The sequence below is a fragment of the Chryseobacterium sp. JJR-5R genome, from assembly GCF_034047335.1.
Classification (GTDB): Bacteria; Bacteroidota; Bacteroidia; order Flavobacteriales; family Weeksellaceae; genus Chryseobacterium.
This window is the reverse complement of the sequence record NZ_CP139137.1, coordinates 2,086,387-2,109,367: the sequence shown is the minus strand read 5'-3', so window position 1 is coordinate 2,109,367 and position 22,981 is coordinate 2,086,387. Positions and strand designations below refer to the sequence as shown.

18 protein-coding genes are annotated in these 22,981 nt (G+C 38.8%); all 18 read right to left on the bottom strand.

Translation table 11 applies throughout. From position 1 onward, the window contains the following. Window positions 1-44: 44 nt before the first annotated feature. The 18 genes from SD427_RS09335 to SD427_RS09250 all read right to left on the bottom strand — a co-directional run bounded on the left by SD427_RS09335 (window position 45) and on the right by SD427_RS09250 (window position 22,979). On the bottom strand, window positions 45-1,424 hold the full coding sequence (locus SD427_RS09335) for a dipeptidase (RefSeq protein WP_320557525.1): 1,380 nt from the start codon (window positions 1,422-1,424) through the stop codon (window positions 45-47). A gap of 165 nt (window positions 1,425-1,589) precedes the next feature. Further along, entirely contained in the window at window positions 1,590-1,892 is a 303-nt protein-coding gene (locus tag SD427_RS09330) for a hypothetical protein (protein ID WP_320557524.1), read from the bottom strand. Between the two features lie 133 nt (window positions 1,893-2,025). Then, the gene (locus SD427_RS09325) at window positions 2,026-3,174 is read right to left on the bottom strand and encodes a class I SAM-dependent methyltransferase (RefSeq protein WP_320557523.1); all 1,149 of its coding nucleotides are present in this window, start codon (window positions 3,172-3,174) and stop codon (window positions 2,026-2,028) included. A 33-nt stretch (window positions 3,175-3,207) separates the two neighbouring features. Further along, window positions 3,208-3,648, bottom strand: a complete 441-nt coding sequence (locus SD427_RS09320; protein WP_320561002.1) for a DinB family protein — start codon at window positions 3,646-3,648, stop codon at window positions 3,208-3,210. A 5-nt stretch (window positions 3,649-3,653) separates the two neighbouring features. Beyond that, on the bottom strand, window positions 3,654-4,805 hold the full coding sequence (locus SD427_RS09315; protein ID WP_320561001.1) for a methylmalonyl-CoA mutase family protein: 1,152 nt from the start codon (window positions 4,803-4,805) through the stop codon (window positions 3,654-3,656). 67 nt (window positions 4,806-4,872) lie between these two features. Then, window positions 4,873-5,229 carry an FtsB family cell division protein gene (locus tag SD427_RS09310; RefSeq protein ID WP_320561000.1) on the bottom strand — a complete coding sequence of 119 codons (357 nt, stop codon included), beginning with the start codon at window positions 5,227-5,229 and terminating at the stop codon, window positions 4,873-4,875. Window position 5,230: 1 nt separating this feature from the next. Continuing rightward, a complete protein-coding gene (gene udk / locus SD427_RS09305; protein ID WP_320560999.1) occupies window positions 5,231-5,845 on the bottom strand; it encodes a uridine kinase in 615 nt (204 codons plus the stop codon). A gap of 138 nt (window positions 5,846-5,983) precedes the next feature. Continuing rightward, a complete protein-coding gene (locus tag SD427_RS09300) occupies window positions 5,984-6,289 on the bottom strand; it encodes an ATP-dependent Clp protease adaptor ClpS (RefSeq protein WP_320560998.1) in 306 nt (101 codons plus the stop codon). Window positions 6,290-6,305: 16 nt separating this feature from the next. After that, entirely contained in the window at window positions 6,306-7,664 is a 1,359-nt protein-coding gene (locus SD427_RS09295; protein WP_320560997.1) for a hemolysin family protein, read from the bottom strand. Between the two features lie 104 nt (window positions 7,665-7,768). Then, on the bottom strand, window positions 7,769-8,632 hold the full coding sequence (gene atpG / locus SD427_RS09290) for an ATP synthase F1 subunit gamma (RefSeq protein ID WP_320560996.1): 864 nt from the start codon (window positions 8,630-8,632) through the stop codon (window positions 7,769-7,771). Between the two features lie 73 nt (window positions 8,633-8,705). Beyond that, window positions 8,706-10,283: a F0F1 ATP synthase subunit alpha gene (atpA, locus tag SD427_RS09285; protein WP_320560995.1), complete on the bottom strand. Its 1,578-nt coding sequence runs from the start codon at window positions 10,281-10,283 to the stop codon at window positions 8,706-8,708. Between the two features lie 18 nt (window positions 10,284-10,301). Beyond that, window positions 10,302-10,841 (bottom strand): ATP synthase F1 subunit delta, encoded by a 540-nt coding sequence (atpH, locus tag SD427_RS09280; RefSeq protein WP_320560994.1) that lies wholly within the window; start codon window positions 10,839-10,841, stop codon window positions 10,302-10,304. A 2-nt stretch (window positions 10,842-10,843) separates the two neighbouring features. Beyond that, window positions 10,844-11,338 carry a F0F1 ATP synthase subunit B gene (locus tag SD427_RS09275; protein ID WP_320560992.1) on the bottom strand — a complete coding sequence of 165 codons (495 nt, stop codon included), beginning with the start codon at window positions 11,336-11,338 and terminating at the stop codon, window positions 10,844-10,846. Window positions 11,339-11,445: 107 nt separating this feature from the next. Beyond that, window positions 11,446-11,664: an ATP synthase F0 subunit C gene (locus tag SD427_RS09270; protein WP_007844726.1), complete on the bottom strand. Its 219-nt coding sequence runs from the start codon at window positions 11,662-11,664 to the stop codon at window positions 11,446-11,448. Between the two features lie 47 nt (window positions 11,665-11,711). Continuing rightward, complete coding sequence (gene atpB, locus SD427_RS09265; RefSeq protein WP_320560990.1) at window positions 11,712-12,833, bottom strand: F0F1 ATP synthase subunit A; 1,122 nt, start codon at window positions 12,831-12,833, stop codon at window positions 11,712-11,714. 434 nt (window positions 12,834-13,267) lie between these two features. Next, complete coding sequence (locus tag SD427_RS09260) at window positions 13,268-13,681, bottom strand: 6-pyruvoyl trahydropterin synthase family protein (RefSeq protein ID WP_320560989.1); 414 nt, start codon at window positions 13,679-13,681, stop codon at window positions 13,268-13,270. Between the two features lie 23 nt (window positions 13,682-13,704). Beyond that, the gene (locus SD427_RS09255; protein ID WP_320560988.1) at window positions 13,705-14,403 is read right to left on the bottom strand and encodes an SDR family oxidoreductase; all 699 of its coding nucleotides are present in this window, start codon (window positions 14,401-14,403) and stop codon (window positions 13,705-13,707) included. Window positions 14,404-14,408: 5 nt separating this feature from the next. Further along, window positions 14,409-22,979, bottom strand: coding sequence for a non-ribosomal peptide synthetase (locus SD427_RS09250; protein WP_320560987.1), 8,571 nt, complete (start codon window positions 22,977-22,979; stop codon window positions 14,409-14,411). Window positions 22,980-22,981 lie beyond the last annotated feature (2 nt).

The following is a 22,981-nucleotide window of genomic DNA, read 5'->3' as shown; positions in this document are numbered from 1 at the left end:
AATTTTTTAACATTAAAATCTCTTTTTAGGGATTAAAATTGTTTTTACTTCACATAATTCTCAAAAAACAGCGGAATACTTTCAATACCCTTATAGAAATTGAACAGTCCGTAATGTTCATTCGGGGAATGAATCGCATCTGAGTCCAACCCAAATCCCATTAAAACGGATTTAGCACCCAATACCTGCTCAAACATGGCCGTAATGGGAATACTTCCGCCTCCTCTATACGGAAGCACTTCTTTTCCGAAAGCGGTTTCCATCGCCTGTTTTGCGGCTGAGAATTCTTTGGTTGCGGTAGGTAAAACGTATGGCATGCCTCCGTGATGCGGCGTTACTTTCACTTTCACATTATCCGGAGCGATTTTCTTAAAATAGGCTGTGAATTTCTCTGTGATTTCTTCCGGCGTCTGATACGGCACCAAACGCATGGAAATTTTGGCAAAAGCTTTGGAAGGGATCACGGTCTTCGCTCCTTCCCCGATATAGCCGCCCCAGATTCCGTTACAGTCCAGTGTAGGACGGATGGAGGTTCTTTCAAGTGTGGTATATCCTTTTTCGCCTTCCACACCACTTAATCCGATGGATTTTCTGAATTCTTCAGGATTGTCTTTCAGCTTATTCATATCAGCTCTGTCTGCTTTGGAAACTGCTTCTACATTGTCATAGAAGCCGTCAATGGTGATATGTCCGTCCTCATCAATCAGATTGGCGATCATTCTGGAAAGCACATGGATCGGGTTCGGAACTGCGCCTCCGTACAGACCGGAGTGCAGGTCTCTGTTCGGACCTTCCACTTCAACTTCCACATAGCTTAAACCTCTTAATCCTGTAGTAACCGTCGGCTGCTCGTTGCTGTAAATATGCGTATCTGAAATCAGGATGCAGTCGCAGGCTAACTTTTCCTTGTTATCATTAACAAAATCCCCTAGGCTTACTGACCCCACTTCCTCTTCACCTTCTAAAATAAATTTAACATTGCAGGGAAGCGTATTGGTTTTCATCATGGCTTCAAAAGCTTTAAGATGCATAAAAAACTGGCCTTTGTCATCTGCAGAACCGCGTGCAAAAATTGCTCCGTCAGGGTGAAGCTCAGTTTTCTCAATATAGGGATCGAAAGGAGGTTTGGTCCACAATTCCAGCGGATCTGCGGGCTGAACATCATAATGGCCATATACCAACACTGTCGGAAGGTTTGCGTTTAAAATTTTATCTCCATATACGATAGGATATCCCTTTGTCTGGCAGACTTCCACATGGTCAGCACCGGCATCTTTAAGGTATCCGGCTACAACGTCGGCACATTTCAGTACATCATCTTTGTAGGCAGGATCTGCAGAAATAGAAGGGATTCTCAACAATTCAAATAACTCATCCACGAAACGCTGTTTGTTTTCGTTGATGTAATTTAAGGTCTCTTGCATTCTAAAATTTTATTTTGCTAAAAGTAAAAAAATTGCCCCTCAGGAACAAACAAAATCAGATAATTTTCCTGAATCGTTATGACCATGGACATAAAACAATGAATAAAGGGGGATCAAAAAAAAATGTCCTGCATTTCTGCAGGACATTTTTTGTATTTTCAGTAATTAGTGTTCAGCCTTCGGAGTCTGGGATCCCTCTGGTATAGGAGTGGCATCAGAATGCCTTCCGTCTTCCGGCTTATGTGCCGGTGCACCTGCAGTATCTGTTTTTACAGGCGTTTCATGCCCGTCGTGTGCGTCTCCCCTGTAGTCGGAAAGATTATCCTGCTCGCCGCTTGTCTGCTCATCGTCAGAATACCGGTCTACTCCTTCTTCCAGCTTGATAACGTCTTTATTTCCGCCAGCCTGGATTTTCTTACAGCTTACGGCAACAGCAGCAACGGCTAAACAGATAACTAATTTTTTCATATGTAAAATTTATTTTTTAAAGGTCATATGGAATCGCATTATTGCAGTAAGTATCTATTTTAACGGCAAACGATTTCATGTTTAATTTTTAATTGCCCAAAATTAAGAAATAATGCATTTTACGGCAACATTTTTAGACTGATTTTAAAATTATTTTCCCTTTTACGGATTGTGTAAAGATAAGGTAGTTTTCCCCGCCGTCTTTTAGGCTGTACTTTTTCCTGATCTGTTCCGGTGTCAGAGGATGGTTTTTTGAAATAATATTGTACCGGCTTTTCTTTTTAATCTGTTTGGCATCAACAACTTCCATTTCAAGCACTCTTCCCGGAAAGCCTTCAGCCTTGTGATGCGATGTATAAATATGGGTATTCGGATGGAGTTTCTTCAGGGCAAATCTTTCTGAAATCAAATTAAAGACACCTGCTTTTAAAACGGAATGATTGGGAATGTAAATAAAGCTTTCGGGATCGGAATATGCTGATAAGGCATTTTTTTCTTCTCCGAACGTGAAGCTGAAATCCGGTTCTGCGCTTTCTAAATTAATACAATGACACAGAGGTTCACCTGATTTATCTTTGGAAAGAAAAACAACCGCTTCCTTCACATCATTTTTCACGGCAATAATATCAATCCTGAACAGGTACGGTAATACCGAAACAAGATATTTCAGATCGATCAGCGGAGACAGCTTAATTACTACCTGGTCTGAAACAGCGAGTAGTTTCCCCTGAATTTCCAGAATGTCCGGCGATAAATCTTCCAGCAGGAAAACTTTATTTTTATGCGTGTCTCTGCGGGCAGGATCAAGATAAACAACGTCAAATTTTTCTTTGTTCTGCTGAAGGAAATCTTCCAGCTTCTGATTGATAAAAGCCGCTTTTCTTCCTAAAACGGACCAGTTATGCTCTACGGTTTTCAAAAGTTCCGTATTTTGCTCAACAAGCGTTACGTCTTCAAAATTACGGGACAGATAATAGGCATCAATACCAAATCCGCTTGTTAAGTCGATAAACTTTTTACCGTGAAGGATTTCAGCTTTATGCCGGGCGGTTTTTTCTGAAGACGACTGCTCCAGATTAAGCTGCGGCGGAAAAATAATGCCGTCTTTAAGCAGAAACGGAAACTTCTTCTGTGCTACCTGCTTCCCTTTGATCTGCTGAACGATTTCCTGCATGGAGAACTCCGGAAACGGAGATTTTTTAAGCAGCAATGCATGCAGATCTGTATTCAGATTTGCATGGATGTATTCCTGGATTTCTTTATTCAGCAGTTTGTTTTCCACAGATTTCAAAAATTAACGTGAAATATTTAAAATCTATCTTTTATAAAAAATATAATCAGTCAGCAAAGGTTCGATGCCGTTCTGTTTTAATAAAGAGTTGATCTGTCCTCTGTGATAGGTGGAATGATTGATAGCCTGAAAAAGCATTTCAAAAACGGTATTTTCAAATTCTGTCCCTTTGGAATTATGATACGCAATTTTCTGATCAAGATCGAAATCATTAAGAATCCCGATGCTTTTTTTAAAATTCAGATGATTGATTTGTTCCAGCGTTTCAAAAGGATTGACCTGCCAGACTTCAAAAGGTGCTTCTCCTAAGATTCGGGAGTTCCAGACCTGCTGGGCATTCAGCGTGTGATTAATCAGGCTGATTATTTTTTCTTCAATTCCGGAAATATTCTCAGAAATAACCGCAATCATTTCTTTATTGAAATGGCAGGTATATTCAAACAGATCGGCCAGCTTTTCTTTCATGATTATTATTCAAACATTTCAGCCCAGCGGACCGCTTTAATTTCCTTTTCACTGTAAAGCTCTTCCACAGACTTTTTAACGTTTGATTTAGGGTACAGGTTAACCCCGATCAGTTTTATTTTCCCTTCTTCCACCCATTTCTGTTCTTCAACAGCATGGTCATAGATTTTTTTCTGGATAACTCCCTGCTTCAGAAGCTCCAGATAACCGCCTGCCTCTTCCATTTCAACAAACAGAGCCCATGATTTTTCAGCCATTTGCCGTGTCACATCTTCCACATAATAGCTGCCGTTGGAGGCATCTTCAAAAACATTGATAATGCTTTCATAGGCCAAGACAATCTGCTGTTTGAATGAAATTTCTTCAGAAATATCCGTGCTTTCATCCACCAGGTAATTGTTGCTGAATACGGCATCGGCACCGCCAATCATGGCGGAAGCCAGTTCCAGGGTGGAACGGATCAGGTTATTTTCATGATCTGAAACGGCTTTGTTCCTCAATGAAGTTTCTGCGAAAATATAAGGAATCTCATCCAAATCATATTCTTTTGAAAACTGATTAAAGATGATTTTAAAGGCTCTTAATTTTGCCATTTCGAAGAAATAATTTCCTCCCACGGCGATCCTGAAGATCAGCTTCTCTAAAATTTCAGGGCCGTAAAGTTCCGTTAATTCTTTCGTCTTTGCCAGAGCAATTGCCAACTGCTGGCAGATGGAGGCACCGGCATTCTGGTGAAGGGAAATATCAATACAGATATTCCTCCTGAATTGTTTCGCCCGTAATTCTTTCACCAGCTGGTCATCAATCTCCGCTTTTTTTTCATCAAAAACGTCAATCAGAGAAAAATACTGGTCTTCTTCTTTCGGACTGATGTGTCCAGCGAGATCAACATCGTTCACAAATATTGCCTTCTGCTCAAGGTTTTCAACATTATGGTCCAGAAGGAATGCGAAAACATCCTCTTCCAAGCTTTCATGATACCTTGCTACCAGATGGGTACTTTCTTCAATTCTAGGCAGGTTTACCAAAGGATCGGAAACTGAATCGTAAAAGGGTTTTACCTCGATTCCTTCCAGGTTTTCTTTGGTAAGAACGGAGTATATATCTTCTGTCTTAAGCTGTTTTTTTACTAAATTTTCCCAGGCTGTATCTGACATAGTCTTGTTTAAAATTTGTGAATGGTTGCCAATAAATTGAATCTGAGCCGTCCTTTATGCTGCCAAACTATTTTTTCGCAATATTTGTACTGTCCACGACCAGAATAAAGATCTCTTCGTTCGGTTTTTTCATGAAATAGTTTTCCCTTGCGTATTTTTCTTTTTCAGATTTATTGTTCATCAGCTTTTTATAAAAAGCATCATTTTTTTCGTATTCTGTTTTATAATACTGAAGCTGTTCTTCGTATTTATCGATTTCGCCGTTCAGTTCATTGATAACGAGAAAAGAAGTCTTATCAAAGAAAACCATCCAGATCAGGAACAGGCAGATGGTAATGGTATATTTGTTCAGGACATACTCCTGAATAAGTTTAATGGTCTCAGATTTAGGCTGAATATCTTTAATAAGGTTGTTTTCTTTCATTTTAATGTTTCCTCAGCGAATTTTTGATAACGGTTGTTAAAAAATCAATGGCTACTGAATTCTGCCTCATGTTCGGGATAATCAGATCGGCTTCATTTTTTGAAGGCTCGATAAATTCCTGATGCATCGGTTTTAAAGTGGTCTGGTAGCGGTGAAGCACTTCATTCAGGTCGCGCCCCCTTTCCTGGGTATCCCTTCTGATCCTTCTGATCAGCCTTTCGTCTGAATCTGCATGAACAAACACTTTGAGGTCAAATTCCTTTAATAATTCCTTATTGGTAAGAACCAGGATCCCTTCTACCACCAGTACATTTTTAGGCTCCACTTTTACATGGTCTCCGGTTCTGGAATGGGTAACAAAGCTGTAAATAGGCTGCTCTATCGTTTCATTGTTTTTCAATGCTTTTACATGTTTGAGCATCAGTTCGAAATCTATGGACTTCGGATGGTCGTAATTCAGGGCTTCTCTTTCGTTAAGCGTCAAATTATGATTGTCGTGATAATAATTATCCTGGGAAAGGATGTTCATTCCTTCGATATCAAGCTGCTGGATAATCTTATCAACAACTGTAGTTTTGCCGGATCCGGTACCCCCGGCAATTCCTATTACAAGCATTGTTTTTTGTTTCTTTATAGTTTTTACAAATATACTGTTTTAGACAAGATGTAACAACGGAGATTGTAAAATGTAGTGTTTAATGGGTATCGATGATTGAGAAAACAAATAGCCCCGACCAACGGTCAGGGCTGTATGCTATATTATTTCGCTGGTCAGTTCGCGTGACAGCAATTTTTCATGCATGGGTTTCAGAAGGTCCATTGCCCCTGTTTTTACGGTACACTTGCCTTTAAAATGAACCAGCATAGTACATTGTTCTGCCTGTTCCGGCGTGTGCCTGCATATTTCGATCAGACTGTCAATGACATAATCAAAGGTATGGATGTCGTCATTATGCAAAACCAGCTTGTAGATTTCATCTGTTTCATCCAAAACAAGTACCTCTTCTTCGTACTGGCGTTTCGGATCTTCGTAATCTTTTATACTGTTATAAAAAATCATTGTATTGCTTCTTATATTAAACCTCTCCTATTTTTTCTGCCTGGTCACTGACGTCATTGGGTTCCTGATAGACCAGCTCAACCATCTCCACGCTTTTATTATTCATTTTCAGGATTTTACAGTGGTAGTTTTCAAGGGCAAACTCCTGGTTCTCTTCCGGAATATCTTCCAGGGCATGCAGAATAAATCCGGCCAGGGTATTGTATTCGCTTTCTTCAGGAAGCGGAAGTTTTACAGGTAAGAATTCATTGATCTCGTCCAATGGCTGCGTAGCCTGGATCCAGTACGTATCATCGCCTATTTTATCAACGATCTTTTCTTCATCATCTTCTTCGTCCTGAATTTCCCCTACCAGCTCTTCGAGGATATCTTCAAGGGTAATAATGCCTTCGGTTCCGCCAAACTCGTCGATAACAATCGCCAAATGCTGCTTTTTCTGCTGGAATATTTTTAATAAATCGGAAATTTTCTTACTTCCGACCACGAAAAATGCATCCCGCATCAGTTCTCTCAGGTCGTCGTGATTCAGTTCTCCTTTTCTCTTGACAAATTCCCTGATAATTTCCTTGGTGTATAAAATACCGATTATATTATCTATAGAATCTACATATACGGGAATACGCGAATATCCGCTGTCCATGATTTTGTTGATGATCTCATTCACATCTTCTTCAAAGTCCATGGACGTAATGTTCTGGCGCGGAACCATGATCTGCTTTGCGGAATGATCTGTAAAGTCAAATGCATTCTTGATGATTTCGTAGTTCTCTTCTTCAATCTCCCCACTGTCGGCACTCTGCTTTACCAAAAGCTGCAATTCTTCCGTTGAGTGAATTTCCTGTTCTGAAGCCGGATGGATCTTAACCAATCTTAAAAAGGTGTTTGACATCAAATTCATCAGCCAGATAAACGGCTTGAAAACGGTATAAAAAACCCTCAAAGGCACAGCAGTAGCCATTGTCGTAGCTTCCGATTTCCTGATGGCTATTGATTTTGGAATAAGCTCACCGAATACAATGTGCATCACGGTAATCAACACAAAGCTGGTTACCACGGAAATGGTGGTAATGGTAGTCTCAGCCAAATCTATGCTTAAGGAACTGAAAATATTCTGAACCACGTGGTGAAGGGCACTTTCCCCTACCCAACCTAGGGCAAGCGAAGCGAGTGTGATCCCCAGCTGTGTGGCCGACAGGTATTCATCAAGGTGCTTGATGATATGTTCCGCCTGCTTTGCCATAGAGTTCCCTTCTGCGGCTTTGATCTGTATCTGTGAGTAACGAACTTTAACAATTGAAAATTCTGCGGCTACGAAAAAGCCATTTAGTAAAACAAGAAATAAGGCTAGCAAAAGCCTGACTATGTCCGAGTCCATTTAGAAATTAATATAAAATTTGTAATGGCAAAGATAGACAAAATAAAAGTAACAAAAAAAGCATCGCGGTACACGATGCTTTATATTTATATTAAAATAAATGCTTATGAGTTTTTCAGGGCTTCCGCTCCCGAAACGATTTCAAGGATTTCGTTTGTGATGGCAGCCTGTCTCGCTTTGTTGTAGAAGATCACAAGATCATTTTTCAGTTCCTGAGCATTGTCTGTTGCTTTATGCATAGCCGTCATTCTCGCTCCGTGTTCTGATGCAACAGAATCCAGCACAGCTTTGAATACCTGTGTCTTAATTGATTTAGGAATCAGGTTATCAAGGATTTCCTTCCTGTTCGGCTCGAAGATATAATCTGTTTCCACCTGAGGTTCCGTCGTTTCCGGCATAGAGATCGGAAGAAGCTGCTCTGTGGTTACTTCCTGAGTCGCTGCATTGACAAATTTATTGTAAATTACATAAACTTCGTCAAATTTCCCTTCCCTGAAGCTGGTCATTACCCCTTCGGTAACGTTTGCAACGATGTCAAAATTCAGATTATCAAAAACCGAGCTTGCATTGGCATATACGGTACGGTTTCTTCTTACGGCATCAAAAGCCTTTTTACCTACTGTAAGAACTTCAATCTCATGTTGGGAATTGTTCTGAAACTGTATGTTAAGCTCTTTTACGATGGAAGAATTGAAAGCACCAGCCAGTCCCCTGTTTGAAGTAACAGCGATGAAAAGCACCTTTTTTACTTCTCTTTTCTGAGCATACACAGAAATCTGATCAGGATCCGAACTTGAATTTACATTCTGGATAAGCTCCTGAAGTTTTTCAGAATAAGGTCTTAACATGACGATTGCATCCTGTGCCTTTTTCAGTTTCGCAGCTGAAACCATTTTCATAGCACGTGTAATCTGCATCGTAGATGAAATTGACGTAATCCTGCCTCGTATTTCTTTTAAGTTTGCCATTATTTTGGTTCAAGGTTTAAGGTCTTAAGTTTAAGGTTTAAACTCAGTCTAAACCTTAAACATTGAATTTTTTTTAGTTATACTTAGAAGCTAAATCATTAGCAGCCTGCTTAAGAACACCTGTGATGGAATCATCAATTTTACCTGCTTTAAGCGCAGCCATGGTTTCCGGGTGTTTGGATCTTAAGAAAGCAATGTATTCGATCTGGAATTCTTTTACTTTCCTAATAGGAACGTTTCTCATTAAATTCTCAGTACCTGCATAAATCATAGCTACCTGGCTGTCTACAGGAAGCGGAGAGTTTACCGGCTGCTTAAGAAGTTCCACGTTTCTTTCCCCTTTGGAGATTACTGCCAAAGTGGAAGCATCAAGGTCTGAACCGAATTTAGCAAACGCTTCCAGTTCTTTATACTGAGCCTGGTCCAATTTCAAAGTACCGGACACTTTTTTCATTGATTTGATCTGGGCGTTACCTCCTACCCTTGATACAGAGATCCCCACGTTGATCGCCGGGCGAACCCCTGAGTTGAATAAGTCAGACTCCAGGAAAATCTGTCCGTCTGTAATCGAGATTACATTGGTTGGGATATACGCGGAAACGTCACCTGCCTGGGTTTCGATAATCGGAAGTGCCGTTAATGAACCGCCTCCTTTTACGATTGGTTTTAAAGACTCAGGTAAATCATTCATCTGGCTTGCGATGGTATCATCAGCAATCACTTTTGCTGCTCTTTCCAACAATCTTGAGTGAAGATAGAAAACGTCTCCAGGATAAGCTTCACGGCCCGGTGGTCTTCTTAAAAGAAGGGAAAGTTCACGGTAAGCTACTGCCTGCTTGGATAAATCATCATAAATGATCAATGCCGGTCTGCCGGTATCTCTGAAGAACTCACCGATCGATGCTCCTGCCATTGCAGAATATACCTGCATAGGAACCGGATCTGATGCGTTGGCCGCAACGATTACCGTGTATGCCAAAGCACCCTTATCAGAAAGCGTTTTAACGATTTGTGCTACGGTAGAAGCTTTCTGCCCGATGGCAACATATATACAATATACAGGATTTCCTGCATCAAAGAATTCTCTTTGGTTGATGATCGTATCAATGGCAACCGTGGTTTTACCCGTTTGTCTGTCACCGATGATAAGCTCTCTCTGTCCTCTTCCTACAGGGATCATAGAGTCGATCGCAACGATACCGGTCTGTAAAGGCTCGGTTACCGGCTGTCTGAAGATAACGCCGGGTGCTTTTCTTTCCAGAGGCATTTCATATAATTCTCCGGAAATAGGACCTTTACCGTCGATAGGGTTACCCAGGGTATCCACTACTCTTCCTAACATGCCTTCTCCTACTTTGATTGAAGAGATTCTGTTGGTTCTTCTTACGGTATCACCTTCTCTTACCAGTTTACTTTCACCCAGTAGAGCAACCCCTACGTTGTCTTCCTCAAGGTTAAGTACAATACCTTCTACATCACTAGAAAATTTCACCAACTCTCCGTATTGTACGTTTTCTAACCCGTATACACGAGCAATACCATCACCGATGGTTAAAACTGTACCTACTTCCTCAACGTTGGATTGAGTGTCGAAGTTGGCCAATTGCTGTTTTAAGATCGCAGATACTTCTGCCGGATTTATTTCTGCCATTGTATGGTTGTTTTTTTCTTAATTTAAATGAAAATCTTTTTTAATACTGTTAAGCTTAGACTTTACGGAAGCATCGATCTGCTGATCGCCCACTCTTAAAATATAGCCTCCTAAGATTTCAGGTCTTACATGTACCTTCAGATCAAAATTAGAACCTGCTTTCACAAGGTTGGTAGATTTTAAAATCTGGTCCATGTTTTCTTTGGAAAGTTCAGTTGCCGTGGTAAGTGTTACCCTTTCCACCCCGTTGATATCTTCAACTTTATTAATGAATTCCTGTGCGATATTTTTCAGCTGGTTTTCTCTTCCGTGTCTGATGACCAGCGTAATCAAATTCTGAGAAGAAGCAGATAAGCTTTTAAATATCTCTTTTGCTACCTCTACTTTCTTTTTGCTGTCAATATAAGGCGTAAGGAAGAATTTGTTCAGATCCGGAGACTGAGACATTAACTTCACCACATCTTTCATTTCAGAAAATACAGCAGAAGTCTGGCCTGATTCATTTGTGAAATCAAGCAAACCCTGTGCGTATCTTTTAGCTACTTTAGATGTAAGCATTCTTAGTTAAGGTTTGATTTGTTTAGATAATTCTGAACTAATTCGTTTTGGGCTTCGCTGTTGTCCAGCTTTTGCTTCAGGATAGATTCTGCAATATTTACAGATAAAACACCAATCTGGGTCTTAATATCAGCCATGGCAGCATTTTTCTCTGCATTGATGGTCTGCTTCGCAGCTTCGATTAATTTATCGCCTTCCGCTTTGGCTGTATCTTTAGCTTCACCTACAATTCTGTCTTTAATTTCTCTTGCTTCCTTAAGGATCGCATCTCTCTCGATTTTAGCTTCACGAATGATTCTTTCGTTATCCTCTTTTAAGGTTTCCATTTCTTTTCTTGCCAATGTAGCCTGGTTAAGGGCATCAACAATAGACGTTTCTCTCTCATTTACTGCATTAACAATTGGTTTCCAAGCGAATTTCGCAAGAAGAAACAATAGGATAACAAAAGTAAGGGTCATCCAAAACAAAAGTCCAATTCCAGGTTCAATAATTCCCATATCTGTAAATTCTTTTTAAGTGTTATTTTATGGATTGTTTTTAAAATTCTTAGCAGCAGCCAACCGCTTCGCTGCTAAGAATATTTTTTTGAGGATAATTATTACAATTACTTGATGAAAGCACCAAAAATAATTGCGATAAGACCAGCACCTTCGATAAGACCAGCAGCAATAAGCATTGCTCCTTGAATCTTACCAGCCTGCTCAGGTTGTCTAGCGATAGCATCCATTGCATGACCACCGATCTTTCCGATACCTAGACCTACACCTAGTACTGCTAAACCAATACCTACGTAAATTAATCCTGCTCCAGTTGATAAATCCATAATAAATAAATTATATTAGTTAAAATTATTTTAATTTTCTTTTTTTATTAGTGTGCGTGTTCTTCGTGACCATGCTCATGTTCTGCAACCGCAATACCGATAAACAATGCTGATAATACTGTAAAGATGTATGCCTGCAATGCGGCTACCAATAATTCCAGTACAGAAACAAATAATGCTAATGGCACGGATGCAAACCCCAAAAACGGAGATTTGAAAATGAAGATTAATGAGATAATTGCCAGGATCATAATGTGCCCTGCTGTAATATTGGCGAAAAGTCGCATCATTAAAGCAAACGGTTTTGTAAAGATCCCGATAATCTCTATAGGAACCATGATCGGGTATAACAAGATCGGAACCGGTGGCATAAAGATATGTTTCCAATAATCTTTATTAGCACTGAACAATGTAATTAATAATGTTATGATGGCTAAAACTGCAGTAATTGCGATATTGCCTGTAAGATTGGATCCGCCCGGAAAGAAAGGAACCAATCCGAATAGGTTGTTGAACCAGATAAAGAAAAATGCTGTTAATAAATAAGGCATATATCTTTTATATTTAACCGAACCGATGTTTGGGATAGCTACTTCATCTCTGATAAATACAATTACTGGTTCGAATAACTTTCCTGCTCCTTTAGGAAGCTTAGACTTTTTATAGTTTCTGGCCATTCCTATGAAGATAACCATCATAAAAATAACTGACAGAAACATAGATGCTACATTCTTTGTAATAGACATATCAAAGAAAACATTATCTGCTTTTTGCTTTCCTGAAATCATTGCAAAAAGAGTCGCTTTTTCTACTCCTTTAGTTGAAACAACCTGACCATCATGTAATGTGTATCCATCGTGTTCATGCCCGTGAGCGATATCTTTAGATAAGAAAGTATGCCATCCTGCATTATCTTTAATAATTATAGGCAAAGGAATAGAGGTGTGATGCTCTTCTCCATTTTCATCTTTAGTAGTCCATAAATGCCATTCGTTAGAGTCACCAATATGTTCCATGATCATTTTGGTAGCATTGAAGGGCCTATCCTCTTCCGTTCGCTCTACCTTCTCTGCTAATTTTTCTCCCTCAGACTCGTGTTGTGCAGTAGCAAAACTGCTTATAAACACAAATAAAAATGCGAAAAATAATGAAGAAACTTTTCTATTCATATCTCTTTTTTAATCGTGTGCAAATATATTGATTTTATTAAACTTTACCAATATTAAAAATTGATATTTATCATCAAAAATTATGATTTGTTAATCCTTTTTATAACCGGTACATATATAAGGATAGATGCGACGATAAAACACATGACAATAAATAAAAAATTTGATTTTGTTTTCTCGATAATTAATAAAGAAATTACAAGCCAGATGATATCTTTTGAAATATTGACTGTCAGAAATTTCATTCCTGCATCAGGAGTACCATACATATACTTTATAAATATTCTGTATATGATAATATTTAAAATTAGTATTAGCGATGCAATTATAAAACCGTCTAAAAGATTCATTCTGCAAAAATAAAATTAAACATTTATAATACAAATAATATTAAAAAGTAAAAAAGCTATATCCGAACATAAAAAACTATTGTCTTATGCAGAATCAGAAATTTCGGCGAAATTATTTTCTGTTTCAAACAGCTTAACTTCCAGATAATATTTTTTATCAATCTTATTTCTTAATCTATTATATATAACAATCAACATATTTTCAAGGGTTGGATTTAAATCCTCAAATTCAATGATTTCTAAATTTAAATTTTTATGATCTAAATAGTCAATAATTAATTCATTGATTAAACTACTCAGATAGCCTAAATCTATAACAAAGCCGGTTTCTTTACAGACTTCCCCTATCACAGATGTAAACAGGGTATAATTATGTCCATGAAAATATGGATTATTACATTTTCCAAATATTTCTTTATTTTTTGTTTCAGTCCATGAATTGTTATGTAATCGATGGGCAGCATTAAATGTTGCCCGTCTTGAAACTTTAACTTTCATATTTTAATACTTATAATCTTTTTTTATGGAGTAGAAGATGAAATTGGAATAATCTTCCCATTAAATAATTTTGCATAATTAGATGAAAAATCGCAAATAAATTTTGCTATATCGTCACTTTTAAAAGAATCTGTACAATCAGGAAAAGCCAATCTTAGCATCTCCGTATTTACTGCTCCCAAACAGATACAATTAATAGATACATTATGATCTTTAAATTCTTCCGCTAAACATTCTGTAAGATTCCCTAAAGCTGCTTTGCTACTGGAATAAGCCGATAATCCTGCAAATTTTTGTGCAACACTTATTCCACCCATACTCCCTATATTTACGACATGAGCATACTCGCTTTTTATTATTTTATCAAAAACAGTCTGAATAACTTTAACTGCACCAAATAGATTTACATTAAATGTTTCCTGCCAGTCTTCAATTGATAAATCCAAAAATGGTTTATTGATTAATAAGCCTGCGTTATTTATTACTATGTCTATCTTTTCATATTCTTCTAATTTATGTTTTAATATAGCTTGGTCATCTGTAATGTCATATTCTATTATGTGAATACTATTTTCATATTGTTCATAACATTTTTGTTTTAATTTTTCCAGTTCAGATATATTTCTTGATATTGCAATAATCTGGTTTTTATTATTTTTACTGAATTCTAACACAGTATCATATCCAATTCCTCTACTTGCTCCTGTTATTATAATATTCATTTAAATTACTTTTTTAAGATATGTATATATTTTAAGATATTTTCTTTATTAAGAAGTTCTAAGTGGTCACAATCTATCTCTATAGTCATTAATTTATTTTCATATGAGAAATCTTTCCAACCGTAATCATTTGCTTCATTTCCTTTATCATAAGATTTTATTAATTTAATGCCAGCATCAATTTTAATATGAGGGGGCGTATATTTTATCGTGTTTTGTACGCTCCGCATATATTCATAGACATAGGATTCCAACATTTCTCTGCTAAACAAAAAACCAAGATTTATGAGACTATCATAAAGATAGGAAAATTGATTTTCTAATGTCTCCTTCTCTATTTTATCAAGATCTATTGCTAAGTTGGCTTTATTCCTGGTACTATTCATAAAATTAATCATATTACAAAAAGAAACTATAGAATCTTCTATTTCAAAACGATCTATTGTTTTAATTTCTTGTGGTGGTTTACAGTCAATAAAGAAAACTTCATCCAACTTTATTCCCTGATCTTGTAACTGAGCACATATTTCATATACAATGAGTCCTCCATATGAATATCCACCTATTGTATAAGGTCCTTCTGTATCTATTTTCCGCATTTCTGAAATTATTTTCCCCGCTATTTCTGAAATAGAATATGAGGTTTGATCTTTTAACAGATACAGATTAGGTGATTGAAACCCATAAAATGGCTGATCTTCTCCTAGAAGTTCAGATAATGCATGAAATGAAAAAACATCTCCTATGATGGTTGGAACAAAGAAGAAAGGTTTTTTACTTCCTTTTGGATTCATTTTAACCAATACCTTTGAATTATCTTTAACTACAATCGCCTTGCTTACTAGCTCAATAGTGTGGTTTTCATACAGTACAGATACAGGCAATTTATAATTAAATTCTTTTCTAATAACATTTATCATCTGAATTGCCTTCAAACTATGTCCTCCTAATTCAAAGAAATTATCTTTTACTCCTATCTCTTTTTTTCCTAAAACGCTCTTCCAAATCTCTACAAGCTTAGCCTCCGTTTCATTACGGGCTGAAACATATTCAACACCGGAACCCAATGAAGATCCAAAGGCATCCGGTAAACTTCCCCGGTCTAGCTTTCCATTACTCGTCAAAGGAAAAGAATCCAAATGGATATAATGACCCGGAAGCATATACTCCGGAAGAAGCCCACGTAAGTGATCCCGAAGAACGGAACTCGTTACTGCACTGGAACCCGTAAAATAAGCAGCCAAATCATTATGACCTTCCCCATTCTCTACAACCAAAACTACACTCCCTGTCACATCAGCATGACCCTGAAGCGCATGCTCGATCTCACCAAGCTCAATTCGGTAACCCCGGATCTTAACCTGACTGTCTTTTCTTCCTATATACTCTATACTCCCATCTACCAGCCAGCGACCTAAATCGCCGGTCTTATACATCCTGGAACCTGAAAGATAAGGGTTCGATACAAACTTCTCAGAAGTTAATACTTCATTGTTCAAATAACCTCGCGCTACGCCTACTCCCGAAATGCAGATCTCTCCTACTACTCCTATTGGACAAAGACTATCATTCTCGGAGAGAATATACATCTGAGTATTAGAAATAGGACGACCAATGGGAATAGACTTTCTCCAGCCATCATCAACTGAAAGACGATAGATACTCGCACATACAGAGCACTCGGTTGGCCCATAAGCATTAAAATAAGATAAGTGACCGGACAAAGAAAGCCCTTTTTCTATATGAGCGGACTCCCCCGCTGAAATAAGAACTCTTAAACCTGATAAGTCTTCAGACGAAAGGCTTTCCGAATAGGCAGGAGGAAGCGTAATCACACTTGCTTTGGAAGATCCTAATAACTGAACAAATTTTTCCTTGTCCTTGATAGCTGTATCATCCGGAATAAAAAGACTAGATCCACTTAACAGAGACATCATCATCTCTGAAAAAGAAGCGTCAAAAGCAATGGACGCAAAAAAGAAAACAACATCGCTGCTTACAACTCCAAATTCACGGATCTGGCTCAGAACCATATTGACCAAGCCTCCATGTTCTACCATAACGCCCTTTGGACGGCCCGTAGATCCGGAAGTGTAAATAACATAGGCCAGATCTTCAGGAGACCTACTGTGCTCAGGAGATAAGACGGAATAATCGCACTCAATATCCTTAAATCTTAAAACGACTTCACCATCAATAACAACCTTACAACCACTGTCCTCTATCATATAACTGGTACGATCGGAAGGATACGAAGGATCGATAGGTACATAGGCTCCTCCCGCTTTTAAAATCCCTAAAATTGTAATAATAAAATCCTCAGACTTTTCAAGCTGAACTCCAACAAGGTTTTCTCTGCCAATACTATACTGGCTGCGAAGATAGTTGGCAAACTGATTCGATCGTTCATCCAAATCCCGGTAACTAAGGGTATGGTCATCGTATATCAAGGCCGTATGATCAGGATTCAACAGCACCTGGGATTCAAAAAGATCAATAACCGTCTTATCTCTAGGATAATCAGCCTTGGTCCGGTTAAAACCTTCGGTCAATAAATAATACTCCTCCTTTGTTATAATATCCAGTGAACTTAGCGGAAGGTCAGGCTGTGATGCTAAAACATTGATCAACTTTAACAAATGTCCTTTAAGCTGCTCCATAGTCTGTTGACTATAAACCCCTGGATTATAGCTGAACTTGAAGGAATGGGTGTTTCCGGGAACAATAATTACTGTTAAATCATAGTTTGTCTGTTCTACATTATGAGTTTCCAAAATCTTTAACTCAGGGGCTTTACTCATTCCCTGACCTACCATCTCCTGAACCGGATAGTTCTCATAGATCAGGATATGGTCAAACAAAGCCTTACCAAGCTCACTCTCACCCTGAATATCTGCCAGCTGGCTGTAATGATAACCTGTTGAGGAAACACTATCAAAATGTAAAGCCTTCGCAGTCTCAGAAAATACAGAATCTGCACCTGCCCGAACACGGACAGGAATCGTATTGATAAACAATCCTACCATATCCTCAATACCATCAAGATCGCCAGGACGACCGGAAACTACCGAACCAAACACAACATCAGTTTCTAAACCTCCGTTATAGATACCAAGTAACACGCCCCAAACACACTGGAAAAAAGTGTTCTCCGTAATCCCCAGATCTGTACAAACCGATTTGAGAAGAATACTCGTTGCTCTATCCAAAGAAAAATCCAACTCTTCTATAACAGATCCTGATGCAACGAAGCTGCAATCCTTGGGAATTCCAAAAATACCACTGTAACCAGATAATTGACCCTGCCAGTAAGAACGACTCGCTTCATGATCAACACTCTCAAGCCACGAAAGGTAAGTACCATACGTATTCACCGGTTTTAATGAAGGTGAAGACCCACTCTTCAATGCATTATAGATATGAAGAAGGTCACCTATTAAGATCCCTAAACACCATCCATCCATAAGGATATGGTGCATACTCCAGATAAACTCATACACATCCTCACCACACTTTAAAATAGATAAACGCATCGGATTCTGATGGCATAAGTCAAAACCTTTGGCAATATCATTCCGCTTGTAATCTGATAAGAAAAAATCCGCCTCAGGCCCTGAACCAATTTCTGCATAATGAAAATCAGCAAATCCATCTTTCTTCACCACCTGAAGAGGAATATCACTCAAATCATCACTGAAAACGGTACGCAAAACAGAGTAACGGCGGATAAGCTCCCTATAACTCTCTTTCAATAATTCGATATCCAGGCCACCGGAAAGACGATAACTCATCTGAATAAAGTAAACTGAATCGCCGGGAGAAGATAACCAATGGTAAAATAAGCCCTGCTGAAGGGGTGCTAAGCCATACACATCCTCTAAATCAACTCCTGTATTCAACTCCTTAACTGCAGAAATACTTAAATCTTTATAGGTAAGATCCACAGGCGTCAGGTACTGAACAGATTCTCCCGACAAAATATCAATCAAACTGATAAGGGTAGATTGATATAAAGAACATAACGATTCTATGGTACCGGCATCGTACTGACCTGAACTGTAAGAGACTCCCAACTGTAATTCATCATTGATGATCATTCCGGAGATATCCAGAACACTATCGCGTTCTTCATCCAGACTCTGGTCTTTTCCCCATGAGCGCCGAGAAAATTCAAACATACTATCTCCTCCCTCTGATGCCAGCCCAGAACCAAAATCACCCAGGTAATTAAACAAAACATCTCCGATTACAGGATAATCTACTCCTTTTATATGTTTTAATATTCCATAACCGATCCCTTTATTAGGTACACGGTGAAGGATTTCCTTGACTTCTATAACATGATCCAATAAACTACGCCCGTTGGAAAATGGTAGTACAACAGGATATACAGAGGTAAACCAACCAACCGTACGGCTGATATCTAAACCAGAGCTTATAGGCTCCCGACCATGACCCTCCATCTTCAACGACAGGCAATTTAATCCAAAATAACGGCTTACACTGTAACTCAGACATGCTATTAATATATCATTGATATTCGTCTTATACGCACGGAAACACTCCGTTTGTAAACGATTTGTATTTTCTTTATCTAAACTAAAACTTACCAGTCTTGTATCAGCGTTCTTTTTACTCCCCGAAGGATGGTCTACAGGGACAGCATCAACCTTCCTGCCCAAAACAGAATCCCAATAAATAACCTCTTGTTCAAGCTCACGGCTATTCGAATATTCATATACCTTCTCTGACCAGTGTTTAAAGGAATCGGTCTTTAAGGGAAGTTCAACTACTTTTAACCCTTTTTGATAACCACTATATAATGTCACTAAGTCTTCAAATAGAATACGCCACGAAACTCCATCTACTACAAGATGGTGAACCGCAAGAAAAATGTAATCACCAGCAGAAGACCTGAGCAGGCCTGCCTTAAAAAGCAGACCATCTTCTATACGGATACCGGACTGGACTGCAATACATGCCTGGGAAAAGGAAGCATCATCATGCACTTCAAACTCCTCAATATCCAGCATGATATCGGAAACATCACGGTTAAACTGATGCCACACGGTATCCTTGCGGTATACCATACGAAGGGCATCATGATGTACAAACAGCGAATAAAGGGTTTGTTCTAATAGGGAACGGTCAACACAATCACGGCTTTTTAATAATACGGACTGATGAAAGTGGTCTTTATCTGAATAAAACCCTTCCAGAAAATCCTTCTGAATAGGGGTAAGAGAAACATCCCCAAAAACAGGTCCCTGATCTGTAAAGCGGCTAAGGGCCTTCACGTGTAAAACTAAATCAGCAATCACAGGATACAACAAAATATCCTTAACCTCGCAGCTATAACCTTTCTGACGAAGACGAGATACAATCTGAATACATTTAATGGAATCGCCTCCCAAAAGAAAAAAATCATCCCTGATTCCTACAGGAGATTTTTTAAGAACATCTTCATATACACAGACCAATACTTCTTCAAGAGCAGTACGCGCTGAAACATATTCAACACCGGAACCCAATGAAGATCCAAAGGCATCCGGTAAACTTCCCCGGTCTAGCTTTCCATTACTCGTCAAAGGAAAAGAATCCAAATGGATATAATGACCCGGAAGCATATACTCCGGAAGAAGCCCACGTAAGTGATCCCGAAGAACGGAACTCGTTACTGCACTGGAACCCGTAAAATAAGCAGCCAAATCATTATGACCTTCCCCATTCTCTACAACCAAAACTACACTCCCTGTCACATCAGCATGACCCTGAAGCGCATGCTCGATCTCACCAAGCTCAATTCGGTAACCCCGGATCTTAACCTGACTGTCTTTTCTTCCTATATACTCTATACTCCCATCTACCAGCCAGCGACCTAAATCGCCGGTCTTATACATCCTGGAACCTGAAAGATAAGGGTTCGATACAAACTTCTCAGAAGTTAATACTTCATTGTTCAAATAACCTCGCGCTACGCCTACTCCCGAAATGCAGATCTCTCCTACTACTCCTATTGGACAAAGACTATCATTCTCGGAGAGAATATACATCTGAGTATTAGAAATAGGACGACCAATGGGAATAGACTTTCTCCAGCCATCATCAACTGAAAGACGATAGATACTCGCACATACAGAGCACTCGGTTGGCCCATAAGCATTAAAATAAGATAAGTGACCGGACAAAGAAAGCCCTTTTTCTATATGAGCGGACTCCCCCGCTGAAATAAGAACTCTTAAACCTGATAAGTCTTCAGACGAAAGGCTTTCCGAATAGGCAGGAGGAAGCGTAATCACACTTGCTTTGGAAGATCCTAATAACTGAACAAATTTTTCCTTGTCCTTGATAGCTGTATCATCCGGAATAAAAAGACTAGATCCACTTAACAGAGACATCATCATCTCTGAAAAAGAAGCGTCAAAAGCAATGGACGCAAAAAAGAAAACAACATCGCTGCTTACAACTCCAAATTCACGGATCTGGCTCAGAACCATATTGACCAAGCCTCCATGTTCTACCATAACGCCCTTTGGACGGCCCGTAGATCCGGAAGTGTAAATAACATAGGCCAGATCTTCAGGAGACCTACTGTGCTCAGGAGATAAGACGGAATAATCGCACTCAATATCCTTAAATCTTAAAACGACTTCACCATCAATAACAACCTTACAACCACTGTCCTCTATCATATAACTGGTACGATCGGAAGGATACGAAGGATCGATAGGTACATAGGCTCCTCCCGCTTTTAAAATCCCTAAAATTGTAATAATAAAATCCTCAGATTTTTCAAGCTGAACTCCAACAAGAGATTCTCTGCCAATACCATACTGGCTGCGAAGATAGTTGGCAAACTGATTCGATCGTTCATCCAAATCCCGGTAACTAAGGGTATGGTCATCGTATATCAAGGCCGTATGGTCAGGATTCAACAGCACCTGGGATTCAAAAAGATCGATAACTGTTTTATCTCTAGGATAATCAGCCTTGGTCCGGTTAAAACCTTCGGTAACAGCATAACGCTCCTCCTTCTCCAGAATATCAAGCTGATCAACACCCAGATCAGGAGAATCACTGATAGAAACCAATAAAAGCTCTAAGCTCTTTATCAGACGATCGGCAAAACTACGCTCATAAATGTCAGTGTTGTAACACAAGCCTATGGTAAGACCTGAACCATTATCGGAAAAACTAAAGTCTAAATCAAATTTACTGACTGCGTAAGAAACTCCCTCATAAGAACTACCAGACATTCCTTCAGAAAGATCAACAGAACGATCTGTATTTCCGCTTTCCTGATCATGGAAATTAAGCATAACATCAAAAACCGGATTACGGCTCATATCACGTACAATATCCAGATCATCAACCAAACGGTCAAAAGGATACGATTGATGAGCATAGCCAGAAAGCGTCATCTCACGCACTTCGGATAGGAAATCTATAAAACGTTGATCACCTTCAATATGGCTGCGAAGGGCTAAGGTATTGACATAAAAACCAATCTGATCATGAAGATCAGCATGGTCACGACCCGCTACAGGAGTACCAACAATTAAATCTTTCTGACCACTGTAACGGTATAATAAAACCTTAACAGCGGATAAAATAGTCATGAAAAGAGTACTCCCGGTCGTTGAAGAGAGTTTTTTTAAACCTGAAAGAATATCTTCAGAAACGGAACCTGAAAGATAAGCACCGTTATAGGTTTTTACAACTGGCCGCAATCCCTTAGAAGGTAAATTAAGAACAGGCAAATCTCCTGAAAACTGTTCCTGCCAATAAGATTTAGACAACGAAACTCTATTTGCAAGCTCTGACTGCTCCCAATATGCATAGTCCTTATATTGTAAAGCTAAAGGAGACAATACTACTGGATGTCCTTCTTTAAAACTATCATATAAAGTGAATAACTCCTTTTTTAAGATCCCCATGGACCAACCGTCGCTGATGATATGGTGCATCACCAAACAGAATATATAACCGCCGCCTGATTGATCTTCAAGAACCCTAAAACGGATCAGAGGACCTTCTGACAAATCAAAAATACGATTGGATTCTGATGAGATAATTTCAGAGACTTTGTTTCCTTCTTTTTCAAAATCCAAAACCAAATGCTGGAAACTATCATCAGGAGTTTCTGAAAGGATATGCTGGTAAACTTCGCCTTCCGCTGACTCCCGGAAAACAGTCCTGAGAATCTCATGTCTTGATAATAACGAAAAGTAAGACTTTTCTAAGGAAGCTATATCAAAATCGCCCGAAATCCTGAAGACTTCAGGGATATTGTAAGCTCCATCTGCTCCTTCAAAACGACTCAGAATCCATAAACGGCGCTGAGATGAAGATAAAGGATAATACTCCAAATCGGGGGCTAAAGGAATATGTGTGTATGAAACATTAGACATCAGGAAAGAAATTATTTCTTCCCGATGCAATGATATTTTTTCAGACAATTCTTTATTCAGAATTTCCTTAGCTGCTAAAATTTTTAATTTTCCCTCTTCTACATATGCAGAAGCTCCATTTTTCTTTAGAAAATTTAATATTGAATAAACTTCCTTTTTTATCATAT